General features: G+C 60.9%; 31 protein-coding genes and 3 tRNA genes. 21 read left to right on the forward strand and 13 right to left on the reverse strand.

Features of this window, described 5'->3' with window-relative positions; genetic code table 11:
• Window positions 1-75: 75 nt before the first annotated feature.
• The 5 genes from AC1DD7_RS16845 to AC1DD7_RS16865 all read left to right on the forward strand — a co-directional run bounded on the left by AC1DD7_RS16845 (window position 76) and on the right by AC1DD7_RS16865 (window position 1,377).
• Entirely contained in the window at window positions 76-657 is a 582-nt protein-coding gene (locus AC1DD7_RS16845; protein ID WP_477515880.1) for a hypothetical protein, read from the forward strand.
• On the forward strand, window positions 657-878 hold the full coding sequence (locus AC1DD7_RS16850) for a helix-turn-helix domain-containing protein (RefSeq protein ID WP_477515881.1): 222 nt from the start codon (window positions 657-659) through the stop codon (window positions 876-878). The genes AC1DD7_RS16845 and AC1DD7_RS16850 overlap by 1 nt, the downstream gene beginning before the upstream one ends.
• Before the next feature lie 143 nt (window positions 879-1,021).
• Window positions 1,022-1,094, forward strand: a tRNA-Glu gene (locus AC1DD7_RS16855).
• 85 nt (window positions 1,095-1,179) lie between these two features.
• A tRNA-Asp gene (locus AC1DD7_RS16860) sits at window positions 1,180-1,253 on the forward strand.
• A 48-nt stretch (window positions 1,254-1,301) separates the two neighbouring features.
• Window positions 1,302-1,377: transfer RNA gene (locus AC1DD7_RS16865), tRNA-Phe, on the forward strand.
• 111 nt (window positions 1,378-1,488) lie between these two features.
• Here AC1DD7_RS16865 and AC1DD7_RS16870 read toward each other — a convergent pair.
• From AC1DD7_RS16870 to AC1DD7_RS16880, 3 genes are read right to left on the reverse strand one after another with little or no spacing between them, the layout of a single operon-like run.
• Window positions 1,489-2,856, reverse strand: coding sequence for an ABC transporter substrate-binding protein (locus AC1DD7_RS16870; RefSeq protein WP_477515882.1), 1,368 nt, complete (start codon window positions 2,854-2,856; stop codon window positions 1,489-1,491).
• 57 nt (window positions 2,857-2,913) lie between these two features.
• Window positions 2,914-3,795: a carbohydrate ABC transporter permease gene (locus tag AC1DD7_RS16875; protein WP_477515883.1), complete on the reverse strand. Its 882-nt coding sequence runs from the start codon at window positions 3,793-3,795 to the stop codon at window positions 2,914-2,916.
• The gene (locus AC1DD7_RS16880; protein ID WP_477515884.1) at window positions 3,792-4,754 is read right to left on the reverse strand and encodes a carbohydrate ABC transporter permease; all 963 of its coding nucleotides are present in this window, start codon (window positions 4,752-4,754) and stop codon (window positions 3,792-3,794) included. Before AC1DD7_RS16880 ends, AC1DD7_RS16875 begins: the two co-directional genes overlap by 4 nt.
• A 463-nt stretch (window positions 4,755-5,217) precedes the next feature.
• Here AC1DD7_RS16880 and AC1DD7_RS16885 point away from each other — a divergent pair, with 463 nt between their 5' ends.
• Entirely contained in the window at window positions 5,218-5,934 is a 717-nt protein-coding gene (locus tag AC1DD7_RS16885) for an MgtC/SapB family protein (RefSeq protein ID WP_477515924.1), read from the forward strand.
• Window positions 5,935-5,943: 9 nt separating this feature from the next.
• Window positions 5,944-6,771 (forward strand): glycerophosphodiester phosphodiesterase, encoded by an 828-nt coding sequence (locus AC1DD7_RS16890; RefSeq protein WP_477515885.1) that lies wholly within the window; start codon window positions 5,944-5,946, stop codon window positions 6,769-6,771.
• A 54-nt stretch (window positions 6,772-6,825) separates the two neighbouring features.
• Here the strand turns inward: AC1DD7_RS16890 and AC1DD7_RS16895 are convergent, their stop codons facing one another.
• Window positions 6,826-7,443, reverse strand: a complete 618-nt coding sequence (locus AC1DD7_RS16895; RefSeq protein ID WP_477515886.1) for a hypothetical protein — start codon at window positions 7,441-7,443, stop codon at window positions 6,826-6,828.
• A 337-nt stretch (window positions 7,444-7,780) separates the two neighbouring features.
• Window positions 7,781-8,461 (reverse strand): DUF6318 family protein, encoded by a 681-nt coding sequence (locus AC1DD7_RS16900; RefSeq protein ID WP_477515887.1) that lies wholly within the window; start codon window positions 8,459-8,461, stop codon window positions 7,781-7,783.
• Between the two features lie 176 nt (window positions 8,462-8,637).
• Between AC1DD7_RS16900 and AC1DD7_RS16905 the strand changes: the two genes are divergently transcribed.
• From AC1DD7_RS16905 to AC1DD7_RS16940, 8 genes are all read left to right on the forward strand, one after another.
• Complete coding sequence (locus AC1DD7_RS16905; RefSeq protein WP_477515888.1) at window positions 8,638-9,207, forward strand: hypothetical protein; 570 nt, start codon at window positions 8,638-8,640, stop codon at window positions 9,205-9,207.
• 91 nt (window positions 9,208-9,298) lie between these two features.
• Complete coding sequence (locus AC1DD7_RS16910) at window positions 9,299-9,736, forward strand: Asp23/Gls24 family envelope stress response protein (RefSeq protein WP_477515889.1); 438 nt, start codon at window positions 9,299-9,301, stop codon at window positions 9,734-9,736.
• Window positions 9,733-9,924 carry a hypothetical protein gene (locus AC1DD7_RS16915; RefSeq protein ID WP_216922303.1) on the forward strand — a complete coding sequence of 64 codons (192 nt, stop codon included), beginning with the start codon at window positions 9,733-9,735 and terminating at the stop codon, window positions 9,922-9,924. Before AC1DD7_RS16910 ends, AC1DD7_RS16915 begins: the two co-directional genes overlap by 4 nt.
• Window positions 9,921-10,301, forward strand: a complete 381-nt coding sequence (locus AC1DD7_RS16920) for a hypothetical protein (protein ID WP_431117739.1) — start codon at window positions 9,921-9,923, stop codon at window positions 10,299-10,301. The genes AC1DD7_RS16915 and AC1DD7_RS16920 overlap by 4 nt, the downstream gene beginning before the upstream one ends.
• Window positions 10,298-10,942 carry a DUF6286 domain-containing protein gene (locus AC1DD7_RS16925; protein ID WP_477515890.1) on the forward strand — a complete coding sequence of 215 codons (645 nt, stop codon included), beginning with the start codon at window positions 10,298-10,300 and terminating at the stop codon, window positions 10,940-10,942. Before AC1DD7_RS16920 ends, AC1DD7_RS16925 begins: the two co-directional genes overlap by 4 nt.
• Complete coding sequence (locus tag AC1DD7_RS16930) at window positions 10,939-11,550, forward strand: hypothetical protein (RefSeq protein WP_477515891.1); 612 nt, start codon at window positions 10,939-10,941, stop codon at window positions 11,548-11,550. The genes AC1DD7_RS16925 and AC1DD7_RS16930 overlap by 4 nt, the downstream gene beginning before the upstream one ends.
• Before the next feature lie 172 nt (window positions 11,551-11,722).
• Window positions 11,723-12,058 (forward strand): hypothetical protein, encoded by a 336-nt coding sequence (locus tag AC1DD7_RS16935; protein WP_477515892.1) that lies wholly within the window; start codon window positions 11,723-11,725, stop codon window positions 12,056-12,058.
• A gap of 145 nt (window positions 12,059-12,203) precedes the next feature.
• Entirely contained in the window at window positions 12,204-12,914 is a 711-nt protein-coding gene (locus AC1DD7_RS16940) for a DNA alkylation repair protein (protein ID WP_477515893.1), read from the forward strand.
• Here AC1DD7_RS16940 and AC1DD7_RS16945 read toward each other — a convergent pair.
• A complete protein-coding gene (locus AC1DD7_RS16945; protein ID WP_477515894.1) occupies window positions 12,911-13,315 on the reverse strand; it encodes a helix-turn-helix domain-containing protein in 405 nt (134 codons plus the stop codon). The genes AC1DD7_RS16940 and AC1DD7_RS16945 overlap by 4 nt on opposite strands.
• A gap of 275 nt (window positions 13,316-13,590) precedes the next feature.
• Here AC1DD7_RS16945 and AC1DD7_RS16950 point away from each other — a divergent pair, with 275 nt between their 5' ends.
• The 4 genes from AC1DD7_RS16950 (at window position 13,591) to AC1DD7_RS16965 (ending at window position 18,132) form a co-directional block, all read left to right on the forward strand.
• Entirely contained in the window at window positions 13,591-14,931 is a 1,341-nt protein-coding gene (locus tag AC1DD7_RS16950) for an ABC transporter substrate-binding protein (RefSeq protein WP_477515895.1), read from the forward strand.
• A gap of 96 nt (window positions 14,932-15,027) precedes the next feature.
• Entirely contained in the window at window positions 15,028-15,993 is a 966-nt protein-coding gene (locus AC1DD7_RS16955) for a carbohydrate ABC transporter permease (RefSeq protein WP_477515896.1), read from the forward strand.
• Window positions 15,990-16,955 carry a carbohydrate ABC transporter permease gene (locus tag AC1DD7_RS16960; protein WP_224095005.1) on the forward strand — a complete coding sequence of 322 codons (966 nt, stop codon included), beginning with the start codon at window positions 15,990-15,992 and terminating at the stop codon, window positions 16,953-16,955. Before AC1DD7_RS16955 ends, AC1DD7_RS16960 begins: the two co-directional genes overlap by 4 nt.
• A 124-nt stretch (window positions 16,956-17,079) precedes the next feature.
• Entirely contained in the window at window positions 17,080-18,132 is a 1,053-nt protein-coding gene (locus AC1DD7_RS16965; RefSeq protein ID WP_477515897.1) for a LacI family DNA-binding transcriptional regulator, read from the forward strand.
• Window positions 18,133-18,171: 39 nt separating this feature from the next.
• Here the strand turns inward: AC1DD7_RS16965 and AC1DD7_RS16970 are convergent, their stop codons facing one another.
• The 5 genes from AC1DD7_RS16970 to AC1DD7_RS16990 all read right to left on the reverse strand — a co-directional run bounded on the left by AC1DD7_RS16970 (window position 18,172) and on the right by AC1DD7_RS16990 (window position 22,524).
• A complete protein-coding gene (locus AC1DD7_RS16970) occupies window positions 18,172-19,107 on the reverse strand; it encodes a DUF8083 family protein (protein WP_477515898.1) in 936 nt (311 codons plus the stop codon).
• A gap of 33 nt (window positions 19,108-19,140) precedes the next feature.
• Window positions 19,141-19,947 (reverse strand): exodeoxyribonuclease III, encoded by an 807-nt coding sequence (locus tag AC1DD7_RS16975; RefSeq protein WP_477515899.1) that lies wholly within the window; start codon window positions 19,945-19,947, stop codon window positions 19,141-19,143.
• Window positions 19,948-20,029: 82 nt separating this feature from the next.
• On the reverse strand, window positions 20,030-20,596 hold the full coding sequence (locus AC1DD7_RS16980) for an HdeD family acid-resistance protein (protein WP_477515900.1): 567 nt from the start codon (window positions 20,594-20,596) through the stop codon (window positions 20,030-20,032).
• Between the two features lie 87 nt (window positions 20,597-20,683).
• Entirely contained in the window at window positions 20,684-21,310 is a 627-nt protein-coding gene (locus AC1DD7_RS16985) for a response regulator (protein ID WP_477515901.1), read from the reverse strand.
• Entirely contained in the window at window positions 21,307-22,524 is a 1,218-nt protein-coding gene (locus tag AC1DD7_RS16990; RefSeq protein ID WP_477515902.1) for a sensor histidine kinase, read from the reverse strand. Before AC1DD7_RS16990 ends, AC1DD7_RS16985 begins: the two co-directional genes overlap by 4 nt.
• Window positions 22,525-22,732: 208 nt before the next feature.
• On the opposite strand from AC1DD7_RS16990, the gene AC1DD7_RS16995 reads away from it, so the two are divergent.
• Together AC1DD7_RS16995 and AC1DD7_RS17000 are read left to right on the forward strand one after the other, a co-directional pair.
• Entirely contained in the window at window positions 22,733-23,311 is a 579-nt protein-coding gene (locus tag AC1DD7_RS16995; RefSeq protein WP_477515903.1) for a GlcG/HbpS family heme-binding protein, read from the forward strand.
• Between the two features lie 9 nt (window positions 23,312-23,320).
• The gene (locus AC1DD7_RS17000; RefSeq protein ID WP_477515904.1) at window positions 23,321-24,049 is read left to right on the forward strand and encodes an ankyrin repeat domain-containing protein; all 729 of its coding nucleotides are present in this window, start codon (window positions 23,321-23,323) and stop codon (window positions 24,047-24,049) included.
• A gap of 70 nt (window positions 24,050-24,119) precedes the next feature.
• On the opposite strand, the gene AC1DD7_RS17005 is transcribed toward AC1DD7_RS17000, so the two are convergent.
• Both AC1DD7_RS17005 and AC1DD7_RS17010 read right to left on the reverse strand, forming a co-directional pair.
• Window positions 24,120-25,334 carry an acetyl-CoA acetyltransferase gene (locus tag AC1DD7_RS17005; RefSeq protein ID WP_477515905.1) on the reverse strand — a complete coding sequence of 405 codons (1,215 nt, stop codon included), beginning with the start codon at window positions 25,332-25,334 and terminating at the stop codon, window positions 24,120-24,122.
• Entirely contained in the window at window positions 25,331-26,044 is a 714-nt protein-coding gene (locus AC1DD7_RS17010; protein ID WP_477515906.1) for a CoA transferase subunit B, read from the reverse strand. The genes AC1DD7_RS17005 and AC1DD7_RS17010 overlap by 4 nt, the downstream gene beginning before the upstream one ends.
• Window positions 26,045-26,054 lie beyond the last annotated feature (10 nt).

The following is a 26,054-nucleotide window of genomic DNA, read 5'->3' on the forward strand; positions in this document are numbered from 1 at the left end:
GGAATTATGGGTTCACGAGGAAATATCGCAGAGTCGCTGGCGCGCGTGAGGGTGCTTTCGAGAGTGGATTCGGCGGTGCTCATTGTCGTCGCGGTGGCGGTGGCCATTGCCACATCGGTTTCGACTGTCTCGGCGATCATCAGCAATGGCGCCGGAGGCGTGGTCCTGCGGCTGCCCCTGGACTCTTCGGCCCGGGATTCCTCCGCCAGGGGGCCGGAAGCATTGAACCTGGGTGCGGTGGGCCGCTACTCGCAAGTGCAGGTGAGTGTCCCTGCCCTCCCGGAATATGAGGCTTCCCTGCTGGGGTGGTCGGCGGCCATGAACCTGCTGGCCGTCCTCTGTGTTGTTTCCCTCCTGGTCCTGCTGGCCCATCGGCTCACGAGCAGGGTTCTCTTCGCGCCGCACACCGCTGCCATCGTTGGACTTGCGGGCGCGCTCCTGGCCATTTCCGGAAGCGCTGCCCAGGTCCTCGATTCCACTGCAAAGCACCGCCTGGCCGAACAGCTTGGAGTCATTCCGGGGAGCGCCGGTGAAACCTTGGTGTACATCGTGGAGTTCAACCCCACTCCTTTGGTGGCTGGCGCGGCGCTGGTTTTGCTGGCGGGCGTGTTCCAGTTCGGACGGGGCCTGCAGCGGGACACGGAGGGCCTTGTCTGATGCCGGCCGAAGAGACGATCGCCATTCACTGCAGGCTGGATGAGTTGCTGGAGCTCCGCGGCATGACGCTGACGGAGCTCAGCCGTCGCGTTGGGGTGAGCCTCGTCAACCTGTCCGTCCTCAAAAATGATCGGGCCAAGGCCATCCGGTTCTCCACACTGACTGCCATCTGCGAGGCGCTTGATTGCCGGGTCGGCGACCTCCTTGAGCACGTCCCGTAGTCGCTGTTGGAGAGTCGTGCAGACCTCGATTTGGGAATATCGCCATCTATGCTCTAAAGTTTTAGAGTCCAGTTCGGACGGGTGAGAACCGAAAAGAACGCATAAAGTGTTGTTTTTCCTCGCATAATCCGAATTGAGTTCAGGCCCCCATCGTCTAGCGGCCTAGGACACCGCCCTTTCACGGCGGCGGCACGGGTTCGAATCCCGTTGGGGGTACGCAAGGCAAGTGGTAAATCGGATGAAAAATGTCTGGTAAGCTAGAAGCCTTGAAAAAAACGCGGTAGAGATACTGCAAACGCAAGGCCCTGTAGCGCAGTTGGTTAGCGCGCCGCCCTGTCACGGCGGAGGTCGCGGGTTCAAGTCCCGTCAGGGTCGCTCTGAGCACCGGAAGTAATTTCGGTTCTCAAGGTGACTTGTCACCTAGGCTCTGTAGCTCAGTTGGTAGAGCGTTCGACTGAAAATCGAAAGGTCACCGGATCGACGCCGGTCGGAGCCACCACTGGGAAGCATCAGTTCTTCGGAACTGATGCTTTTCTTCTTTAATGCATCGCCAGGTGGGTCAGCTGCGAAGCGTAGGCCCCCATGTATGCCTACGCTTCGCAACTCTGGACTAGGCCTTCAGTTTGGGCTTCACGTCCTTGTTGTAAATCCCTTCCAGTGTTCCCTTCAACTCAGTCAGCGTTGCTTGCACATCGGCCTTCTCATTCATGATCCTGGTTGCCGCCTTGGCCAGCTCCTGGTCTCCGCCGGGGAGAAACGTCCGTGCAAAGTCCTGGGTGCGGGTCACCTTGAGCTGGTCTACGACAGTTTGGAATTCCGGTGTCTGGGCAACAATCGCCGAGATATCTGCCGCCTCCGCTACCGGTAGGTAGCCGGTTGCAGCAGACAAAGTAGACGTGCTCTGCGCATTCGTCATGAACGTGATGAACTTGGCCGCTGCAAGCTGCCGTTCCGGTGACGTTTTGCTGGCGATCACCAGACCGGAACCGCCTGTGGGACAAACCTGCGAGGCCGAGGCGGACCCACCCGGCAAGAACCCGACGTCGATCCTCATGTTTGCTTCCTTCGCCGCCTTAAGGGTGGCAGCGAGGTCGGCGGACGAGCTGATCGTGGAGCTGATGGCACCGGCTTGAAGGTCGGTAATGGCATTCTTGGAGGAGACCCCCGCCCAGCCATTCTTCACAATGGAGTCCTGCACCCACTGCATCGCGGCAACAGATTGGCTTGAATTTGCCGTAATCTCCCACTCCTTGGACCAACCGCCGCCTTGGCCCCAGAGAACGTTTTGAAGCGTCCAGCCGGCATAGCCAGCGATCGCGGGGTACTGGTAGGCGTTCTGGTATCCCGAAGCTGAGGCATTTGCCGACTTAATCCTGGGTGCCCACTCGGCGAACTCTTCCCAGGTTTTTGGCGCCCGCTCGGGAACTCCGGCCGCCTTGAAATGGTCCTTATTGAAGTAGAACAACGGCGTTGACCGGGCGTAGGGGACTGCCCACAGCTGATCAGAATGCTTGTAATCGGCGATCAAACCGGACTTGTAGTCGGAGGAGCTGACGTTGACAGCTTTGAGAAGGGCATTAATCGGAAGGATGGCACCTGAGACCGCGTAACGGAACCACCACACATCCGATGCCACAACCACGTCCGGTACTTCGCTCCCGGCTTGGGAAGTTTGGAACTTTTGCGCCACTTCCTCGTAGTTTGAACCTCCGGTGATGAGGTTGACTTTGATATCCGGATTGGCCGCTTGGAAGGCCTCTATCAGCTTCTGCTCCGTATCCCGGGACTTACCGGGATGGCTGGACATGAAACTGATGCTTGGGGCAGGTTTGATCTTGGACCAATCCTCGGGGGAGAGCGTCTTTGCTGCTGTGCTTCCGGCATCCGTCGACGGACCACCACAAGCTGCAAGCGCGACGGCGGTGACTGAGGCTCCAGCCAAGCCGAGGAAATGCTTCCGGGAAAGTGATTTTGACATAGAGGAAGTGCCTTTCTAGTGATCGAGGTGCTTGAGCATCCTCGAAAGGGTGGAGTTTTAGCCGGTAACCGAGCCTTGAGTGAGCCCGGAGACGATGTACCGCTGCAGAGCGGCAAAGATGAGCAAGATCGGTAGAAGGACGATCACCGCGCCGGCCATGAGCATGCCCCAGTTCTGGGTGCTGCCATCGCTGTTGACCAGCTGCGTCAGGCCCACAGGAAGGGTCATCATGTCTGGATGGTCCGTGACGATCAGCGGCCAGATGTACTCGTTCCATTCAGAAACGATCGTCACCAAGGCCACGGTCGCGATGCTCGGCACGGACACCGGGACAACGATCTTCCAGAGCTTGCGCCAGTGGCCCGCGCCGTCGATTTCCGCGGATTCCAGGATTGCCGGCGGCAGTGTGAGGAAATGCTGCCTGAGGAGGAAGGTGCCAAACGCTGTTCCCAAGCCCGGAAGGATAATTCCCCAATACGTGTTGAGCCCTCCCATGCCTGCGATCAAAACGTAATTGGGAAGCACGGAGACCTGAGGCGGGACCATCAGCGCAACCAGAATCAGGAGGAAGATCACCCTCTTGAAGGGGAAACGGACAAACACGAGTGCGTAGGCCGTGAAGACTGCCAGTACGCACTTAACGGTGGATCCGATGACCGTGACGATCACGCTGTTGAGGAAGAACCGCGCGAAAGGCACGGTAGATGCTGCGTCTGCGTAGTTCTGAAGGCTTGGGCTCTTCGGCAGCAGAGTCAGGTTTGTTGTCACGATCTCGCCGGGCGCTTTGAGGGAAGACAACATCATCCATAGGAGGGGCACGAAGACCACCAGGGTTGCCAGCAGAAGGGGGACGTAACCCCCGGCAATCGTCTTGCCAAGGTTTTGCCAAGAGAAGGGACGGTCACGGCGTGGTGTGGCTTCAACGGTGTTGGTGCTCATGAGTAGTGAACCTTTCGCTCCACGAAGCGCAACTGCACGGCTGTCATGACGAGCAATCCGGCGAACAGCACTACCGAGATGGCCGCGGAGTATCCGGCCCTGTTGTAGGAGCCGAAGGCCTGAAGATAGGAGTCAAAGATCAGGGTGCTGGTTCCGTTGCCGGATGGAGTCATGATGCGGATGATGTCGAACGCCTGCAGGGAGCTCAGCAGTGAGGTGATCAGGAGGAAGAAAGTGGTGGGGGAAAGAAGGGGAAGCACCACCGATGTGAAGCGCCGCAGGCTACTGGCGCCATCCAACGCGGCAGCCTCCAAGAGCTGGGTGGGAATGGACTGCAGACCTGCCAGATACACCACTGCGCAATAGCCGAGGTTCTTCCACACGTACACGATGATGACCATGAGCAGAGCGAGCTTTGGATCATTGACCCACTGGGGACTCGCCTGGCCAACTGTGCGGAGAATCCATGAAAGGACGCCATAGGTCGGATCGAAAATAAACAACCACACCAAGCCGACGCCGACGCCGGAAAGGACGTAGGGCGCGAAAACCACCGCCCGGGCAAATGTTGTGCCCTTCAGTCTCTGGTTAAGAGCCAACGCCACCAGCAGGCCTAGGATCATCGCACCGCCAACGGTGGTGATAGTGAATATTGCCGTTACGCCCAGCACGCTTGAAGCGTCGGGGGAGGTAAAGAACTCCACATAGTTACCCAGCCCCACAGACGTTGCTGTGGCTGCCCCGAGTGTCCAGTCGAGGGTGGAATAGTAGAAGTTGGTGACGAGCGGACGGTAGGTAAAGAGGAGGATGAGCAGGACGTTGGGGGCCGCGAAAGCGGCAAAAACCCATGCGTCCCTGCGTGTCCTCCGATTCCACCGTCGGTTCTTCGGGGTGCTTATTGGCGGTCTGTGGACCGGTGCCCTACTGGTTTGCGCAACACTTGTGTCTAATCTGCCCATGGAAAACCCTCACGTTGACCCCCTCGTCATCGCTGTCCGGGCGACTTAGCACTTGCAAAAAAGCATTTGTTTCACATTTGACCTGACAACCTAACTTCAGGTCATTGGTCAACCTACACAGAAAGATGGCGGATCACAAGACCCGATTCGGGGACGATGAAAATGCCCTCCTGTGGCGTGTTATTGGGTTTTTTGGCCGCGATCAGTCCGCGGAAAATACCATGCTAATACGTCCTGACAAAGCTCGCCCGTCAATTTGCACGAATGTGCAGAAGCGTTGACTGGTATGTTCTGGGCTTGAAGAATTGGTTGGAGGACCGGCTCGCGTCGTGTCTACCTTGAGCTGCTTTTGCATGGAACATCCGTATCGGACTGGATCTTCCACATGAAGGACAGAAGAAGGGGGTTGATAACCGAATCGGAGCACTAAGTGATCTTCAGCGCGGATACACAGTGGTGGCAGATGTGTCTGGCCCTGGCCGCAGCACTCGTCCTATCCACAGCCATAGGGTTTGAACGCCAGAGCAAGAACAAGTCTGCGGGCATGAGAACACATGCCATGGTTGGATTGGGCGCCGCGCTGTTTATGGTCGTGAGCAAATATGGCTTTAGCGACGTCCTGACGGTGGACCTGGTGAGGCTGGATCCCTCCCGGCTGGCGGCTCAAGTAGTCTCCGGCATTGGCTTCATAGGGGCGGGCCTGGTGTTCGTGCGGCGAAACCAAGTCCGCGGATTGACGACGGCAGCCTCCATCTGGGTTACAGCAGCAGTCGGGACGTCCGCCGGGGCAGGCCTCCTGCTGCCCGCCGTATTCGTCACCGCAGCCCACTTCGTCATCGTCTACGTCTATCCCGTGGTGACTGCGAAGCTCCGCTTTGGTTTGCCAAGCCAGTGGCTGTTGAAAGTTACGTATATGGACGGTGTGGGAGCCCTGAGGGACGTGCTCCGAACGTGCACCGAGCAAGGATTCCGTGTTCAGGGCTTCGCTACGACGCGGGGTTCGGCCGAGACCAAGGGCGTGATGGACAGGTTGATGACAGCTCCAGAAACCGCTGCCACAGCTGACCTTATTGAGATAGAGCTGGAGATCGAAGGCACCATGGCGGCGTCGGACATCGTCGCCCAACTGTCTCAACTCACCACTGTTACTGAAGTTTCCCTCGTGGACGAATCGGAATAGGAAGATCAAATGATCGAGATTCAGGGCCATCGGGGCGTTCTGGCCACACGGCACGGGAATACACTGGCGAGCTTCGTCGAGGCACTTCGCCTGGGTGTGGATGCCATAGAAGTCGATGTCTGGCTCACGTCTGACATGCAACTGGTATTGAGACACGACGCCGTCATCGGAACCGCCGACATCAGGTTGGAGACCATGCTTCAGGCCGTGGTTGAGAAGCACCCGGCCACGACTACCGACGTCGATCCTGAAACACGTGCGCCGTCCCTGTCGGAGACCCTTGCGCTGTTGCGCTTCGCCAATGCCGCCGACGTCGTTCTGGACATTGAGGTCAAAACTGATGGTGCGGCCTGGGACCAGTATGGCCACCGGATAGTAACTGAATTGTCCAAGGTGCTGAAGGCTCACCAGGATGAACAGGCCTTGCGTGTGCGCAGCTTTGATCCTCAAATCATCCGGGCAATGTCCGGGATGTTGCCCGGAGTTCCGCTGGTAGCGCTGAGCAGGGAGAGCCCCGTCCGGTCGGTAGGCCTCTATCCTTCCGCAGCTAAAGAACTCGTGATGGCTGCCTTGGCAACCGGGGCTTCCGCCGTTGCGCCCGCTTTTGAAATTCTCGACGCCGGATTGGTCGCCGAAGCTCGTGACGCCGGACTCAAGGTGTTTCCTTGGACTCTGGCGACAAGTGATGAAATCAGCGCAGCCGTCCAACTGGGAATTGATGGTATCTGCGTCAACGATGTAGCTCTGGCCCGGCAAGTCCTGGGCGAATTGGGCGAGCCTCTCGCCCCGCCCCGCCCCATCACGTTGCCATTGCTGCATACGGTCTCCCCGGCGTAGGCCGGGGAACCTGGTCCGGCTCGTGCCTGACCAGCTTGTGTCTGCCCAGCTCCGCTATTTTTCAGCTTCGGGGCAGCCCCAGGATTTGGGGTTTTCCTTGCAGGTGTCGGCGACGAGTGCTTTTTCTGTTTTCCAGACCTGGATGGTTTTGGGTGATGTGGTGAGGTCCAGGGTTCCGTTGATGGGCAGAGGGGGTCCGTTGTTGACGGAGTAGGTTCCGGTGAAGCTGGTCGTGATGGTGGCGGGGTAGTTCCCCGTTGCTGTGTAGCTGTGGCTGGTGCGGGTTTCGTTGAGGAGCCAGTCGGCTTCGGGAATCGAGTAGCCGGCGACCGGGGTGGGGCCGAGGGTGGTGCCGTCGCCGAAGTTGTAGGTGAAGCTTGCCGGGGTTGCTGTCAGGTGGACTGCTTGGCCGAGGACGGTGACGTCGAAGGCTTGTTCGGTGGTGGTGGTGAAGAAGTTCGTGGGCCCGCCTTTGAGGGTGTGGGGGAAGGGTTGGGCTTCGAGGGTTCCCGGGTTGACGGGGAGTTGGCGGAAGTCGTTCAGGATCCGGGCTGCGATGTTGGCCAGGACGTTCTCGGGTTTGGCGTCATACAGGCACGTGGGTCCACTGACGGGGATCCAGTTGGTCCAGCCGGGATTGGTGATGGACTTGGGTGCTTGTTTCCAGATCACCGGTGTTCCTTCATCGCCGCCCGGTGTTGTGGCAGGGCAGCTTAAGGCCAGGCATCCAGGATCGACAGTGTCGGGACCGTCTGCCCGGCAATGGGTGTCCGCCATGTATTGGTTGGGGTCGTCTGGTTCTGAGGCTACAGACCCACTATCCAAAATGGGACTCAGTCTTCCGCTCACAGGATCAAGACGAAAGTTGTCGGACAAGTCCACGGCGCCAGTCTGATTGTTGTAGCCCGCCCAAACACCATCATCCGCCCGAGCGACTGCATGTGGCCCTGGTCCAACCAGCATGATCATGAACACAATGGCCACCCTCATGGAGAAAAAGAACGAACATCTACTTGATGATGCCAAGACTGGACACCATCCACCCTGTCGTTCCGAAAGCTGCGAACATCCCGAAGGCAGAATTCGTTCTAGCTTCCGAGGGCCGGCCAATGGTTCCATCGGCATTGAAGTAGTCTGCTTGATCTTGGATGACCTGCACTTTCGCCTGCTGTACCTTCGCTCCCTCCGTCCAAAGTGGTTCGACGACCGGGATGGAAATAGTCCCTCCTGACGTCCAGCGGCCATTGATATAGCTGTCGTGGAGGCCTTTCTCGATCCGTTTGCACGTAAGGCATTCCTCTGTGCTGAGAATTGACCAAATCGACTGGTCGCCTGTCTCTATCGCGTAATTCTGTTGCGCATACCAATACCGGATAAACGCCTCCAGCCCCTCCTTCGTGTTCTCCTTCGCCAACTCGGGCATGACGGGCACAGGCACATTCTGTGCTTTGCCCTTCGCGTCGGCAGCCTTATACACACCGGAAGGTGTGGCGCTCCCGGAAGGACTTGCAGGAGCGACTGAGCCGCTCGCGCCCGGGGTGGGGGACGCCGTCGTCGAGCTTGTTTCTGAAGGTGGGCTGCCCGGTGAACTGCCGCCCTGACAGCCGGTGAGCAGCAGCGAAACACCGAGCGCAGCAGCTGCAATGCGGACGGTGAGAACGGTAAAAGAGACAAACGAAAGGCGCGGCATGACAGGCTCCCCAGCGGCTGTTTGGTGATGTGTCGGCCAGTCTAGGTGGCGGGGGCTCCAAGGACCCTCTCGAAGAGAACTGCCTGTGGATAACTCAACCTCTATTCACTGCACCAAGCCGGGCGTAGTCTTGCCCTCGCCGGTTCGTCATTGCAGGCAATCCAACGGGGGACACCATGATCGAAACCACACGCTTCAGCACGTCAAGGCTTCTTGGCGGAAATCGCAGGAAAGGTGCTGGCCGGCGAGGGAACACCTCGCTGCTGCTCGGCAGTCTTCTCACCGCAATACTGGCGCTCAGCGCCTGCTCCTTCCCGCTGCCGGTCGCGCAGCCTACGCCCATAGCGTCGTCATCGAACGCGCCAACATCCAGCAACGCCCCAACGTCCAGCACTGAACCGTCTGCTGAGATCAGTGCAAGCCCGGACGCTACCACAGGCACAGGCGGTGTCTACGGCGAGTTCACGTCCCTGTCCGAAGCGTGCATATCCGTGAGTGCCGCGATGTTGAGCGTGACCATCCTGCCGTTGGCGGCCGTGGTGGGCGGCGACCCGGAAGATATCAAGAAGGCCAAGGAGGAGCTGTCCCGGATGCAGGACAAAGTGCCCGAGGAACTGAAGCCGAGCTTTGAGAAGCTGAGGGCGTATACGGAGTCGGCCGGCACGGATTTCCGCAAGTACGGGGAGCCCGAGTTCGAGGAACTTATGAAGCCGATCCAGGACTGGATGGATAAGAACTGCAAGTAGGCGCCGCGCGGGTTTCCTTCACTCTGGATGCCTCTCACAAAGCGTCGGAGCTAGACGCTAGGGTGGTACTCAAGAGAAGGGGAGTGCTTCGATGTCAGACCAGAACTTGCAGATCGACCCCGTGCCTGAGGGCGAGGTCCTCGGTACCGGACGCACCATCATCTCCGAGGCGGCTGTGGCAAAAGTAGCGGGCATCGCTGCGCGCACGGTTCCAGGTGTCTACTCCCTGGGCTCAGGTCCATCCCGCGCGCTTGGCGCTATCCGCGACGCTGTGGGCAGTTCGGACCATGCCGCGGGCGTTCGCGCCGAAGTGGGCGAGACCCAAGTGGCGGTGGACATCAATCTCGTGGCTGTCTACGGGCATCCCTTGCACGGCGTCGCCAACCAGGTCCGCGCTGCTGTTTATCGGGCTGTTGAGGAACTCGTCGGGCTCCAGGTCATCGAGGTCAACATCGAGATCAACGATGTTTATGTTGCCCCGCCACCCAAGCCCAAAACCGTCGTGGTCGAAAGGGAGGCACTGCAATGAGCATGACCGTCGTGGGAATCGCGATTGGCGCCTTCGTGGCGTTCATGTCCTTCCAGTTCGGGCTGTGGGGCTTCCTTATCTCGCTGCTTTTTATGGGCATTGGCGCCCTTCTGGGCCGTGCAGCTGAAGGCAAGCTTGATCTCCGCAGCGTCCTGGACGCCATTACGGGCCGGCGCTCTTCGTCATGAGCGTGGCTGAGGCTGTGGAACCTACCACCAGCCTGGCCGGCCATAACCGGATCAGTACCCAGGCTTTGACATCGCTGGCACAGGCCGCGGCCGCCGAGGCTCTCGGCGTGGAACCCGGCGACATCCGCGCCGATTGGTCGGACGACGACGGCCTGCTGGCTTTGTCCATCGTGGCACCTATCAGCATCCCCGCCCTCAGCGAGGTGCTGCGCAATCCACAGCGCGTCCAGGGCTTCGGCGGCTCTATCTGGGACCGTGCTGTGGCCGCAAAGGCAACAGTGTTGGAGCGTGTCACACGGCTCAGTGGTTTCCGCATAAGCAGGGTGGATATCAGGATCAGTGGAGCCCACGTTTCAGAGGGAGGCCGCGTCCGGTGACACAGCACCAGGAAACAGCCATTGAACCTTCTGACGCGGGCTCCGGAGCCAGCCCCATCGCCGGCGAGGACCCGGCCATGAGCCGTATCCTGCGCAGGGAAACGCACTCGTCCCGGGCAGGAGCAGCCAGCATCGCGGCCGTGCTGGTGATCATTCTCTGTGTCATTGCACTTCTGGAATCTGTGCTCCGGGCCATCGGGCAACCGCCATGGCTTGTTGACCCAAGCACAGCAGCCGAGCGTGTCATCGCATTTCCGGCGGGCATCCCGCCCCTTCTGCTTGGCGCCAGCGGTGCTGTCATTGCCATGGTCGGACTGTTTTTTCTCCTTCACGCCGTATTACCAGGAAGACGGGCCCGGCATTTGCTGCGGGACCCACGGACTGCAGTCGTCGTTGATGACGAAGTGCTGGCCTCGGCACTTGCGCGTCGCGCGCGGACTGCCGCCAACGTGACACCGGAACAGGTCATGGTGATTGTGTCCAGGCAATCGGTGGTGGTCAACGTCCGGCCCACATCCGGCAGCAGGGTCAGTGAAGAAGCCGTCCTCAAGGCAGTGCAGTCCGAGCTCGATGAAATGTCCCCCCTTCCCATGCCCGCTGTTCGGGTGAACCTCTCTACGTCGGGGGTGATCGGCGCGTGAACGAAACACCGCGCGCCCTTAACCGGGTGCTTCTCTTCATCATTGGCGTGAAACTCCTGGCCGTTGGGCTACTTCTTCTCCTGCTGGCGACTGTCCCGGCCGTAGCAACGTGGTGGCACGGCTGGGCCGCGGATATGTGGGCTCGTGCGGAGGATGCATTCCAGCAAACCCGGTTCCCCGGCCGTGAGGAAAGTTGGCTGTGGATCGTGGCCGGCGTGGTTTTGGTGGCCATCATTATTGCCATGGTCGCGTGGCTGTCGCAACAGGGTAAAGGCAGGGCCAATCTTCTGGTGGCCAGCGACGACGAGAGCCATGTGGAGGGTGAGGTCCAGATCGGTGGCGGCGTCGCAGAACAGGCGCTCCGGGCAGCTTTGGCGGATCGGCCGGACCTCGCGGGCGCGTCTGTGGCCACGTATGAGGTCAAAGGCCAGCCCGGATTGAGGGTGCGCATCCAGCCCCGGCAGGGAGTGGCGCCGCACCTCCTCGCTGCCGAAATTTCACGCCTGGTTGAAGCCTTGGACCTGGTGATCGGCAAGAAGACCCCCGTATTGGTCCATATGGCATCAGGGGCTCGTGCGAAATTTACAAAAGCTGAGCGGGTTCGCTGACGGTCCTGGCTAATTTTGCCGAATGTTTCACTCCGGGTGTTTTGCGTTGCTTAACCCGCGCGTATGCCAATAGTTTGAAAGTAGAGGGGGAAAACTCCCTGATGCGATTGATTGCTTTGCAGGATAAATCCCGAGAGCGATCAGCGTTCCAACCGTTACGAAGGAGAGCACCATGAGTGAAGAAACCACGGGAGCGGAAGCAGTAGAAGGCGCTGCGGGCAATGCCAAGGAAGTAGCTGGCGAGGCGCTTGAAAATGCGAAGGAATTTGCCGGCGAGGCTGCGGAAAATGTCAAGGAGTTCGCCGGCACGGCAGCAGAAAACGTCAAGGAATTCGCCGGAGATGCAGCAGAAAACGTCAAGGAATTCTTCTCGGGTGACGTCGGGGAAAATGCCAAGGAACTTGCTGGTGACGTTGCGGAGAAGTCCAAGGAAATCGCCGGAGATGTTACGGAAAATGTGAAGGGTCTCGGCTCCAAGATCGCAGGCCTGTTCAAGGGCGGGAAGTAGCCCTAGCCGCACGGCGCGAGGATGGCAGTTCAGGAACGTGCGGGACCACCCCCCATGAGCTGCCATCCCGCCATCGGTTAGACACCGATCCATCGCGCCCAGGCCTAGTAGGCTGAGCTTCACACGCGATGGACGGGAGGCTGCAGTGGCCGGGAAAACTGCGACAAGCACGGTTGCCACTGGGACGACGTTGGCTGAGGTGATGGCCGAGTTGGCCGCATTGGAAGACCCGAGGTCTCGCGAGGTGAACGAGAAACACGGTGACGACCACGGTGTAAACCTCAGTAAGTTGCGGGCGATTGCGAAGCGGTTGAAGACACAGCAGGAGCTTTCACTCGAGCTTTGGAAGACGGATGACACCACGGCGAAGCTGCTGGCGCTGCTGATCTGCCGGCCTAAGTCGTACGGACCCGACGAGCTTGACACCATGCTGCGCGAGGCCCGAACGCCCAAAGTCCATGACTGGCTGGTGAACTACGTGGTCAAGAAGAATCCGCACGTCGAAGAGCTGCGGGTCGCCTGGTTTGCGGACAAGGATCCCTTGGTGGCGAGTGCCGGTTGGGCGCTGACGTCGGAGCGCGTCGTGAAGGATCCGGCTGGCCTGGACCTCGCCGGGCTGCTGGACGTCATCGAGGCCGGGATGAAGGAATCCCCGTACCGCCTGCAGTGGGCGATGAACACCTGCCTTGCCCAGATCGGCATCGAGCACCCGGAGTATCGCGCCCGCGCCTTGAGTATTGGTGAGCGCCTGGAGGTGCTGAAGGATTACCCAACTCCGCCTAACTGCACCTCTCCGTTCGCGCCCGACTGGATCAACGAGATGGTGCGCCGGCAGCAACTGTCAGCAACCAGCTAGCCCCTGTTGCGGTGCATCATCCGGTACGTCAGCTCGGCGAGCAGTTCCTCGTCTGAAAGATGTGAGGCACGGGCTATAGGGGCTGCCGGTACCGTGACGCGAGGCCCCGAGGACTGCCGCGGCTCGTCGCTGCTGCGCATGTCGTCCGGAGTGATTTGGTCTGGAGCGAAGCTGGATTTTCCCTTGAGGACTTCAGACATTGATCCAGCGCGCCACCCCAGGGCGTGCTCGAGCTTGCGCTGATTGATTTCCTGGGTGCGCCGCGTACCGGATTCCAGCGTCCGTACGGTCTTGATTGCCGTTCCAGCCTGCTTGGCCAACTGCACCTGGCTCAGCCCCTGGGCCAGCCGTTCTTCTTTGATCAGGCGGCCGATAGTCTGGAGTGCTTCAAGTTCATCCACGCTTCCCACTGTTGCATAGGCAATACTGGGCAACCAAATCTCATGACGTGCCTACCGGGCGGTGCCTTCCTTGCGGCGGTACAGCATGGGCTTCCTGCCGACGTCGAGTGGTTCCGTCTCAGCCTAGTCGATCCAGCGCGATGCAAAGGCTACTTTGTATCGTTGTGGTTACGTTAGGTGTAAGCGCTTGCATTCCTGCCCTGATCATGGCTAGTGTGAGGGCCACCACATCAATCGCGCCACGATTTTCTTGTACTCAGCGAGGAGTCTTCAGCATGAAAAAAACCAAGTACCTGCTCCCGGTCGCAGCGGCCGGCGTTCTGGCACTTACCATGTCCGCATGTAGCGGAAACAGCGGCGGCGGCGGAAGCACCGCGTCGGACGACTGTTCCGCATACGGTACCTACGGCAAGCACGATGGCAAGACCGTCTCCGTCTACTCCACCATCGTCGACGTCGAAGCGACAAACCTCGAGGAATCCTGGGCACAGTTCGAAAAGTGCACGGGCATTACCGTCAAGTACGAGGGCAGCAAGGAGTTCGAGACCCAGATCGGTGTCCGGGCCCAGTCCGGTACGGCCCCTGACGTCGCGATCTTCCCGCAGCCCGGTCTTCTGGCCACACAGGCCCGCGCCGGCTACTTGAAGGCCGCTCCGAAGACTGTGTCCGATCTTGTGGACAAGAACTGGTCCGCGGACTGGAAGAAGTACGGCACGGTGGATGGCACGTTCTACGCCGCCCCGATGCTTGCGAACGTCAAGGGCTACGTCTGGTACTCGCCCAAGACCTTCAAGGACAAGGGTTGGACAGTCCCCAAGACGTGGGACGAAATGATGGACCTGACCAAGAAGATCGCAGACGACAAGACCATGAAGCCATGGTGTGCTGGATTTGAATCGGGCGAAGCCACGGGTTGGCCGGGTACTGACTGGATCGAGGACGTTGTCCTGCGTGCCGAAGGCCCGGAAGTCTATGACAAGTGGATCACGCACCAGATTCCGTTCAATGACCCCAAGATCGTCAACTCCTTCAACAAGGTGGGCGACATCCTCCTCAACCCGGATTACGTCAACGGCGGCTTCGGTGACCCACGCTCGATCTTGAGCACCGCGTTTGCCCAGGCTGGTCAGCCGGTTCTGGACGGACAATGCGGCATGTACCATCAGGCGACGTTCCAGGCGTCTTACTGGCCGGCCGGTACCAACGTTGCCGAGGACGGCGATGTGTGGGCATTCATGACGCCTCCCGTGGATGAATCCAAGGGTACGGCCATCACCGGTGGTGGCGAGATGGTTGGCGCTTACAAGGACACGCCTGAGGTCCAGGCATACCTTGCCTTCATGGCTAGCGCGGACTTCGCCAACAACCGCGTGAAGCTCGGCGGTGCCATCAGTGCAAACAAGGGCCTTGACCCGAACAACGCACAGTCCGCCCTGGATAAGCAGTCCATCAAGCTCCTTCAGGACCCCAAGACTGTCTTCCGTTTTGACGGTTCGGACCTGATGCCTAGCGCCGTGGGTTCCAACTCGTTCTGGAAGGGCATCGTTGCTTGGATTAACGGCAGCTCTGCCCAGCAGGTAACTGACAGCATCGAGTCCAGCTGGCCTAAGGGCTAACTCCGAAGGCACTGCCTCCCTTGGCTGGTTTGCCCAGCCGGGGAGGCAGTGTGGTTCCCGGAACTTAGTGATTCACTCACGCCCCGGAGGTTGGGTATGGAATTTATCGGAGGAAAACTCCTTCAAGTAGTGATCGCGCTTGCGATCTTTGCCGCTATTATCGGCATCCTCATGCTGGTGGTGGATAGGGCACCGAAGTCGGTCAAGGACAAAGTTACGGTGGCCGGATTCCTGGCTCCCGCTGGAATCCTGATGCTGGTGGGCCTCGTGTACCCAGCGGTTCGCACCTCAATGTTGGCCTTCACGGATGCCAGTGGCCAAGGCAACGGATTCGATAATTTTGTTTGGATGTTTACCCAGCCTGAGGCTTTGACCACGCTGCGGAACACCATCATCTGGACCATCCTGGTTCCCCTGTTGTCCACCGGCTTTGGACTCGCTTATGCAGTGTTCATCGACAAGGCCCGCGGAGAACGGGTTCTGAAGTCCTTGGTCTTCATGCCGATGGCCATTTCCTTTGTAGGCGCCGGTATTATCTGGAAGCTCGTGTACGACTACCGTGGCCCCGGCATTGAACAGACTGGTGTGATCAACTTTTTCCGCGACGCCTTGGGAATGAACCCCAAGCAGTTCCTCCTGGACGCCCCGGAAAACACCGTGTTCCTCATCATCGTGATGGTCTGGATCCAAACAGGCTTTGCCATGGTGATTCTCTCCGCGGCCATCAAGGGTGTCCCGGTGGAACTCATCGAGGCAGCCCGTTTGGATGGGGCCAACGCCTGGCAGCAGTTCCGCAACGTCACGGTCCCGGGTATCCGTGGGGCGCTGGTGGTGGTCCTGACTACTATCACGATCGCCACGTTGAAGGTCTTCGACATTGTTCGAACCATGACGGCCGGAAACTATGACACCTCGGTTGTGGCCAACGAAATGTACACGCAAGCCTTCCGCGCCGGTGAGCCAGGACGAGGCGCTGCTTTGGCCCTCATCTTGTTCCTGATGGTGCTGCCCATCGTCGTGTACAACGCTCGAGTCCTTCGCAAGCAAAGGGAGATCCATTGACAGCCACGCCAGCCCCGAAAGAGGCGTCCAAGGCCGCCACCCGGCAGCGTCCTGGATCGGACCCCACGGAGGACGCCCAGCCGATGATGCGCCGGGTCAAGACCAAGCTCACTTCCAAGTGGGCCACAGCGGCAGCGATCATCATCGCCGTCGTATGGTCTGTCCCGACTTTTGGCCTCTTTGTTACCTCGTTCAGGCCCGCAGCCAAGCAGGTGGGTCCGCGCTCAAACGGCTGGTGGAATGCCTTCCTTGACTGGGACTTCACGTTCAAGAACTATGTGGATGTTCTTACCCCGGCGGGCTCGCAATCTGCCAACCTGTCGCAGTACTTCATCAACTCCGTAGCGATCGTCATTCCAGTCACCATCTTTGTGCTGGTGTTGGCGTCGATGGCCGCCTATGTGTTCGCCTGGGGCAAGTTCAAGGGCCGCGACGCACTCTTCATTTTCGTTTTTGCCCTGCAGATCATCCCGCTCCAGATGGCACTGATCCCGCTCCTGCAACTCTTTACGCAAACCCTGCATTTGCCAGCGGGTTCGTATGCGCAGCTGTGGATCGCCCACACCATGTTCGGCCTTCCCCTGGGTATTTTCCTCCTCCACAACTTCATCTCCGAGATCCCTGGTGAAGTTATCGAGGCGGCAAGGGTGGACGGTGCGGGACACAGCACCATTTTCTGGCGGATCATCCTGCCGCTTTCCGTTCCGGCGCTGGCTTCCCTGGCGATCTTCCAGTTCCTTTGGGTCTGGAACGACCTCCTGGTTGCGCTGGTGTTCTCCGGTGGAACGGCCGACGTAGCACCTATCACCCAGCGCCTTGCCGAGATTTCCGGTACGCGCGGTGCCAGGGACTACTTGAACCCGGCCGCGGCCTTCGTCTCGATCATCATCCCGCTTCTGGTGTTCTTCGGCCTGCAGCGGTACTTCGTCCGAGGCCTGCTGTCCGGCGGACTCAAGGGCTAGACAATTGCAGCGTTGGTTACGCAGCGGACGACTCCGCTGCGTAACCAAGGCCTGCACAAAATAGACTGATTCTTCGCCGTGAGAGAGAAAACGGCGAAGTGAAGGCATCCGGAGAGGGGGGCCTGTGACACGAACAACGGGTAGGTCCCAGCGCGGTGGTCATACAGGCGTCAGCATCGAGGACGTCGCAGCAGCAGCAGGAGTGTCCACGGCCACCGTATCCAGGGCCGTCCGGGGACTACCCCGGGTTTCGCCTGCAACGCGTGAAAAGATCCTGGAAGTGGCGGCGTCGCTGGGCTATGTGGCGTCGTCGTCGGCGTCGGGTCTGGCCACGGGGCGCACGCGCACCATCGGAGTACTGGCGCCCTTCGTCAGCCGTTGGTTCTTCTCCAAAGCAATCGAAGGCGCAGACAGGGAACTGCACTCACGCAAGTACAACCTCTCCCTGTTCAACCTCGGCGGCCATGGCAGCAATCGCGAGCGGCTCTTTAGCTCCACCATGGTCTACAAACAGATCGACGCGCTGCTGGTGCTATGTATGGCGCTCAGCGAGGACGAACTGGAACACCTCCACAAAATCGACATTCCGCTGGTCGTAGTTGGCGGACACGTTGAGGATTGCGCTTACATCGGCATCAACGATTACGACGCCGCAACCACCGCCGTGCGGCACCTGCTGGACCTGGGACACAAGGACATTGCCTTGCTCCATGGCGACGACGAGACAGACCTGAACTTCGACGTTCCCCGTGTCCGGATCCGCGCCTTCCAGGACGTCATGACCGACGCCGGCTTGGAAGTCCGTCCCGAGTGGGACGAATGGGGTGACTTCACGGTCGCCAGCGGGCAGCAGGCATTCAACCGGCTCTGGAACCAGCCCGGCCGCAAGCCTACGGCCATTTTCTGTTCCTCCGATGAGATGGCGATGGGGGTCATCTTCGAAGCCACGCGTCACGGCGTTCGCGTGCCGGCGGACCTCTCAGTCATCGGAATCGACGATCATGACTTCTCCGAAGCATTGGGCCTGACAACGGTGGGTCAGCGGCCGGACGACCAAGCCGAACTGGGCACCAAGATGCTTTTGGACGAACTCGATGGCATTGCCGGTGCCGTGCACTCAGAGGTAGCGCCGCACCAGCTGATTGTCCGGGAGACAACAGCACCGCCGTGCCGGTGACGACAGCCGCTGATCCAGAACGCAGACGGTCCTGAAAGCCTACGAGGCCCGCGCCAACTGCCGGATAGGGATCCAGCGCGAGGCCAGCCGGCGATAGGCTGCCGCCGCGCCCGTCATATCACCCTCGGCCAGGCATTCGATCCCGAGGCGAACATCCATGGGAGATTCGTCCGGGTACACCTTGTCCGCCACGGCCCCGTAGTCCAGCTCCACCATGGACTGGACGTGGAACAACTCCAGCCACTCTGTGAGCTGCGTGAGATCGTCCAACATGTCCAGGTCCGGGGCTGCCAAGGCCAGGTGGGCTACGGCAAAGCGTGCCCGGTCCAGGGCATCCGTCAACGGCGTCCACACCCGGACGGTGAGGATGTGCCCATCCGACTCCACCACGTCCTTACGGTCAGACTCAGCGAAAAGCGAGAACCAGCTGAAAGGGATACCCCACGTGGAGGCCCGGGTGTGCACACGCTTGGCTTCTTCCCCGGCGTTGATGCGATCGATCCTGGCTTGATGCTTGTCCCGCTGCGAAACCGGAATCAGCAGATCGGCCAGCGGGCTGTGCACACCATCCATGAGGGCGTTCGCTGCCAACCCGGCCCGAATCACCAGTTGGCTGGGGCAGTAAAGCAGCCGTCCGGCGTCGTGGGCGTCCTTATCCTGGGCCGACACGTCAGCCGACGCGCCAGCGGTCGCGTCTGTGGCACTGTCCACCGCAGTGTGCCGACCGCCAGGGACCCGCGTCATTCGCACCAAATCAGTCCGGCCGGTGGGGAAGGGGTCCCCGCCGGCCCGCGTGATGCGGCCCAGCGAGGCTTGGAGCTCCGCATTTTCGACGGCGGCCCGGGAACGTATCTTGCTGCTGTCCGCCACGAGTTGGCGCTGCTGCTCCGGAGGAAACGCCTCAAGGGGCTCGTAAATGCGCAGGGACGAAGAGAACGGCAGTCCTGCCTGGCCCCTATACAGGTTTCCAGTCATCTCGAGCCGGCCCCTTTCGTCCATCAGCGGTGATTAGTCTGCAAGCTCCACGATCACGGGAGCATGGTCGGAAGCGCCCTTGCCCTTACGCTCCTCGCGGTCGATGGAAGCACCGGTGACCCGGGCAGCCAAGGCCGGTGAAGCCAGGCAGAAGTCGATGCGCATGCCTTCCTTCTTGGGGAAGCGCAGCTGCGTGTAGTCCCAGTAGGTGTAGACGCCAGGGCCAGGTGTGTAGGGACGGGCGACGTCGGTATAACCGGCAGCTTCGAAGGCGTGGAAAGCGGCGCGTTCCGGCTCGCTGACATGCGTGAAGTTGTTGTTGCGGAACAGTTCGATGTCCCAGACGTCGTCATCGAACGGTGCAATGTTCCAGTCGCCCATGAGCGCGACCTGTGCTGCGGGATCAGACTTCAGCCACTCCGCGGCGTTGCCCTGAAGGACGTCAAGCCACTTGAGCTTGTACGGCATGTGTTCGTCGTCCAGCGAGCGGCCATTCGGAACATACAAGCTCCAGATGCGGATGCCGCCGCAGGTGGCGGAGATGGCGCGGGCTTCCTGCGCGGGGTCCTTGCCGGCCTTGCCGAACATCGGCTGGTCCAGGAAGGTGCGTTCTACGTCCTCCAGTCCAACGCGGGACGCAATGGCGACGCCGTTCCACTGGTTCACGCCGAAGTGCGCAACCTCGTAGCCCATCCGCTCAAAGAGCTCCCACGGGAAGTTATCGTCCTTGCACTTGGTCTCCTGGATGGCCAGGACATCACAGTCACTGCGCTCAAGCCACGCTTCGACGCGGTCGGCACGGGCACGGAGGGAGTTCACATTCCAGGTAGCTATCTTCACAGCCACTAACTTACCGAACTTGGCGCCAAGCGCATCCCCTCATGAAGGATTGCTGGCCGTGACGCCCGTGTTGAGCCATGTATCAGTGGGCGTACATGAAGGAAGACGATGCGCCCCTGCGCATCTTGATGCCGCAGACGATCAACAACAGCCCTGCAACAACGGAGAACCCTGCCAGCAAACCCACAACGCCCAGGAACCCGAGGCTGGGATTGATCAGGACAAAGAGGCCAAAAACCGCAGTCACAAGACCTGTGAGCAACCAGACTCCCCAACCATTGACGGAGTTCCTTGCTGCAAACGCGAAGACGATCTCGGAAAGCCCCAGGACCAAGGCCCAAAGTCCAATCAGGACGCCAAGTGCTGCAGCTGTGATTCCCGGCCACGCGACCGCCACCAAACCGGCGGCGAGGGAGATGAAGCCTCCAACCATCGTCCAGCCGGAATGGCGTGAAGGGTCATAAAAGTAGTGGGCCACGTTGGTGAGGCCGTCCACGATTGCGAAGACACCGAACACGAAAACCAGTCCGAAGACAGTGGCGACCGGCAAAGATGCGACTAAAAGACCAAAGAGCACGGCCAGGATTCCGCGGAACAGCAGAGCAGTTCCGGAATGTTTAAACATCTTGCGTTCCGAAGCGTCGGACATAGTGCCAGCTTAATGGAATGCGGGCTGTGGATATATAGGAACGAGGCCTGAATCGTGAGGCGGGCCGGCCTACCGGATGCGGCGGGCCTACCGCATGCCCTCGCGACGGATGGCGGTTGCGATGGCTGCCGCCCGCGTCTCCACGCCGAGCTTGGCATAGATGTGGGCCAGATGGGTTTTGACGGTTGCTTCCGAAATGAAGAGGCGTTTGCCCAGATCGCGGTTGCTGAGGCCCTCCGTCAGGAGGCTCAGGAGCTCTGCCTCCCGGGGTGTAAGGACTTCGTCCGGGTTCCGCAGCTGTTGGAAAAGCCGGGACGCAACCGGCGCGCTCATCACGCTTTTGCCCTGCACGGCACCTCTTACCGCGGCAAAAATCTCTTCCGGTGCGGCGTCCTTGAGCAGGTACCCCATGGCGCCGGCATCCACGGCACGGACGATGTCGGCGTCCGAATCGTAGGTGGTGAACACGATCACGGCCTGCCGGGGATTCCGCTGCCGCAACTGCTTGATGGCCTCGATGCCGTCCATTCCCGCACCCATGGCCAGGTCCATGAGAACCACTGCCGGTGAGTGCTGTTGTGCCGCTTCCAGCGCTTCCTCACCGGACGCCGCTTCGCCGACGACGACGATATCGGCCTGGGTGCCCAACAGCGCCTTCAGCCCGCTCCGGACTACCGTGTGGTCGTCCACGAGGAGCACGGAAATGGTGGTCACAGGGACTCCTTCGATTGATCTAAGGGCAGAGCCGGCAGCGGGATCTGGGCTGCGATGATAGTGCCCTCGCCCGGAGTGCTCTCCACGGACAATTCTCCGCCCAGCTGCTCAATGCGTTGCCGCATGGCGCGCAGCCCGTATCCTCCCGTTTCCGACGGCGGAGGTACCGCTCCGGGATCAAAGCCGCGGCCGTCGTCGAACACGTCAAGGGTGACCGCGTCCGGGAGGTACCCAAGAGTCACGCTGGCGTTGTCCGCGTGGGCATGAAGTTTGATGTTGGCCACGGCGCTCTGGGTCACGCGGAGCAGGGCGTGCCGAACCTCGGACGGGATGGGACGGGCTTCACCGGTGACCTGCACAAGGACGTGGTTCAGGTACTGCCGGGCGGCGCGTTCCAAGGCCTCGTGAAGGGGCGCAGTTTCCAGGCCAGGCGCCGAGAGCTCGTGCACCAGGCTCCGGGTGTCGGCGAGATTTCCGCGGAGGAGGCTGGTTGCTTTGCTGACTTCGTGGTGCGCCGCGGGATCGGGCCAGGAACGCTGGGCTGCCTCAAGGAGGAGCAAGCCGCTCGCGAGGCCTTGGGTGATGGTGTCGTGGATTTCACGTGAAACACGCTCGCGTTCCGCCGCGATTCCTGCTGTTCGTTCACTAGCGGCCAGCTGTTCCTGCGCTTGGGTTACATCTTCGAAGAGCTTTCGCTGGAGGGCGCCGTCGCGCTCGATCTTGTCGTAAATCAACGTGAGCAGGGCGCCTGCCGCGAGCGGTCCCAGCATCATGGCGACGTCCGTCCATCCGCTCATACGGAAAAGCCCGACGGCGGTGGCCGCCGCCGTCGCGCCGCCCGCCAGATACGCGGTCCACCCGCGGAAGGCCGTCCGGCTGAGGAAGAAGATGGCGAAGGAGCACCACGCGAAGCTGGGCGCCGCGATCACCAGAGCCGCCCAGGCCGCCACCAAGGCAAACATCCACAGCTTGCGGGTCTGGGTTTGCGGGCTCCGCATGGGATCGCGGTGTTGGGCCAGCAACGCTGTCACGACGTACAGGGCACACACGGCGACCGCCAAGGCCACGGTCCACAGGTTGTCCGCGGGGGAGTGGCGCATGACGTAACGGACAGCAGAGGCGACCATGAGCACGGCGAAACCCAGATGCACCACGGCGCCGATGCGGGTATCGATCCGGGTGCTTGGATCGGGCCGTTGAGGGGCTGCTGGCATGGGGTGGTTCCCGTTTCCGTATCGGTCGGTGGTAGACGCTCTTTCCATGCTAGATCCCGCGTGATTGCTGGTCTCTCCACCTTTTGGCTGATACGGCTGGCGGAAAGGCTGACCTTGGAACCGGCACACGGCCGATGTGCCCCGGGGTTGCTCCCGGAAGCATGGAGATGTACCCGAAATTGCCAATGCTTGCCACGAGGAGAACTCCGTGAAGAAGTCCAACAAGATGATTGCCGCCGCCGCTGCCGGAGCGTTGCTGCTCACTGGTGGGGTTACCGCAGTAGCCAATGCCGTGGCCCCCGAGGCCGCGCCTGTTACCGCACCAGCCGCGCCAGTCAGTGCCGAGGTCCAGCCGGCTCCCGAGAATGTTGTTGCCCAGAATCGGATCACAGTGGGTGCTTCCAGCAAGGCCGTGAATGCCGCGCTTGCCAAGTGCCAGGCGGACAAGCTTCCGTTCGTGACCGTGGCCCTGGTGGACCGATTCGGTACCGTCCAGGCCCTTCTCCGCGGTGACAACGCCGCCGAGCACACCATCGAGGCAGCCAAGCAGAAGGCTTACACCGCGGCTGCCTTCGGTGCCCCCACCAGCGAACTGGCCAAGCGCATCAACGGCACCGGACCGTCCATCGCGGACCTTCCCGGCACGCTTTTCCTGGCCGGCGGTGTCCCGCTGAAGGTCAACGGCGTATCCGTGGCTGGCATCGGCGTCGGCGGCGCTCCCGACGGCGCCTTGGACGAAGCGTGCGCGACTGCTGGTGCCGAAGCGCTGGCCGCAGCAGCAAAGTAGCCTCGATTCATGACCACCTCATCAGTGGTGGGGGCGGGGTTGTTGATGATGGGGTTGCTGGCGGGGTGCGGGTCGCCGTCCCCTGCCAGCCCTGGCCCTTCCAGCCCCGGCCCTTCCAGCACAACCACAGCAAGCTCCAGCCCTGCAGCCACCTCTCAAGTAGCCAGCAGCCCAGGCGCGTCGTCGAACGGGAGTCCGGGCCCGTCGTCGTCGGCGTCCAAACCGCCCACGCCATCCCCGGAGGCTCAACTGGAAACCGACCGGCTCCTCATCCTCGCCGCGAAAGCCAACGATCCCATGCGGGTGCGGGAACTGATCGCGGCAGGTGGCAACGTCAACGCCAAGGACGACATCCAGGACTCTGCGTTCCTCTACGCGGGTGCGGAGGGCTTCAATGAGGTGCTCCAACTGACGTTGGCGGCCGGGGCCGACGTCGCCAGCATCAACAGATACGGTGGCACGGCCCTGATCCCCGCCAGCGAACACGGGCACACCGAGACCGTTCGGATCCTCATCGCCGCGGGCGTGCCTGTTAACCACGTGAATAACCTGGGCTGGACGGCCATGCAGGAGGCCATCCTGCTCAACAACGGCGGGCCGAACCAGCAGGACGTGGTCCGGCAGCTGCTGTCCGCGGGAGCTGATCCGGACATCCGTGATCCGCAAGGCCGAACCGCCCTGCAGAACGCAGAGCGGCTCGGGTTCACGGAGATCGCGGCGCTGATCCGGAACCGCTGACCCAAGTAAGTAGCAGCTGTGCGCGTTTTCAGCCCTCAAAACGCGCAGTGCTGCGACTTACTTGGGCGGGTTAGACCGCCTCCAGCACGCTGACGTAGTTCGCGATGCCCACCCCGCCCATGTTCTGGACGGCGCCTCGTCGGGCATTGGGGAGCTGCATGTCGCCGGCGGTTCCCGTGAGCTGCATGGCTGCAATGACATGCTGCGACACTCCGGTGGCGCCCACAGGATGCCCCTTGGCTTTAAGGCCCCCGGACACGTTGACGGGAAGTTTGCCGTCCTTGTACACCCAGCCCTCTTGGACAGCGCGCGAACCCTCGCCGCGGGGAGTCAGGCCCATGGCTTCGTACATGATGAGCTCGGCGATCGTGAAGCAGTCGTGAACTTCGGCGAAGTCCAGTCCGTCGATGCCAACTCCTGCCATGCCCAGCGCCCGCTCCCAAGAGACACGGGTAGCGGCGAACTCCGTGGGATCGCGCTTTTCCGCGGGGAAGAAATCGTTCGCGTGACCGAAGCCCGCCAAGCGCACAGGTGCGGTTGCGCCGCCGCTAGCCGACGTTGAAATCACGACGGCGGCCGCACCGTCCGAGACCGGCGAACAGTCCGTGCGGCGCAAGGGGTCGGCGACCATGGGGTTCTTGTCCGAGATGGTGCGGCAGAATTCCTCGCCAAAGTCCCGGTGCATCTGGGCGTAGGGATTATCCATGCCGTTGCGGTGGTTCTTGGCTGCAATGGAACCGAGGACATCGCCCAGGCCTCCGGGGTAGTTGGCCGCGTCGATGCCCGTGCCGTAGCGCTTCCCGTAGTGCTTCGCCACCTCGGCGAACAACCCCGTGAACCCTGTGGTGGACGCCTTGCCTGCCATTTCGTACGACGCACCAAGTAAAGCCGCCCCCACCACGTCCGCTCCGGCGTCGGTCATTTTTTCCGCGCCGATCACCAAAACATTGCGTGCAGTTCCGGCGAGCACAGCCTTCACGCCTTGCTGGAACGCTGCGGAACCGGAGGCGCAAGCGTTCTCCGTGCGCGTTGCAGGGACATTGGCAAGGTCTGCAGAGAGCTGCAATGCCAGGGACGACGTGAACCCCAGCGGCTGCATGCCTGAGTTGAACTGGCCGAGATAGACCTCGTCGATGTCCTTGGGCTCAAGGCCGGAATTGCGGATTGCTTCACCGGCTACCTGGACAATCAATGATTCCAGGGTGTGGTCCGTGAGCTTGCCAAACTTGCTGTGGCCCCACCCGGTGAGCAGGATGTCCTTGCCGAACTGGTCTTTCAAGCTCATGCGCTTGCTCCTTCGAAAGTGTTTGTTTCTGCAGGTTCCGGAGCGTCGGTGTTAACAGCCACCGTGAACTCCGCCTCTGTCTTGCGGCGGATCTCTTCCACTGTGACCCCCGGGGCGAGGCGCGTGAGCAGAAGGCTCGTGCCGCCGTCGCCCGTTTCAGCGTCCGGCACGATGTCGAAGACCGCGAGGTCCGTGATGATCCGGTCAACGCACTTCAGCCCCGTCAGGGGCAGCGTGCATTCCGTGACGATTTTGGCCGAGCCGTCCTTGGCGTTGTGCTCGGTAAGGACCACAACCCGCGGTGTCCCGGCCACCAGATCCATGGCGCCGCCCATGCCCTTGACCATCTTTCCCGGGATGGTCCAATTGGCCAGATCGCCGCTGCCGGACACCTGCATGGCACCCAGGATCGCCACCTTCACGTGGCCGCCGCGGATCATGCCGAAGGACGTAGCGGAATCGAAAATGCTTCCACCCGATGTGATGGTGACGGTCTGCTTGCCGGCATTGATCAGGTCCGCGTCCTCCTCGCCCTCATAAGGGAACGGGCCCATGCCGAGCAATCCATTCTCGCTTTGGAGAACCACCCGCACGCCGTCGGGCAGGTTGTTGGCCACCAAGGTGGGGATGCCGATGCCGAGGTTGACGTAGTCGCCGTCGTTTAATTCTTCAGCCGCTATGGCGGCCATCTGGTCTCGTGTCCAAGCCATGATGTGTGCT

The organism is Paenarthrobacter sp. 10L412, from assembly GCF_056395565.1.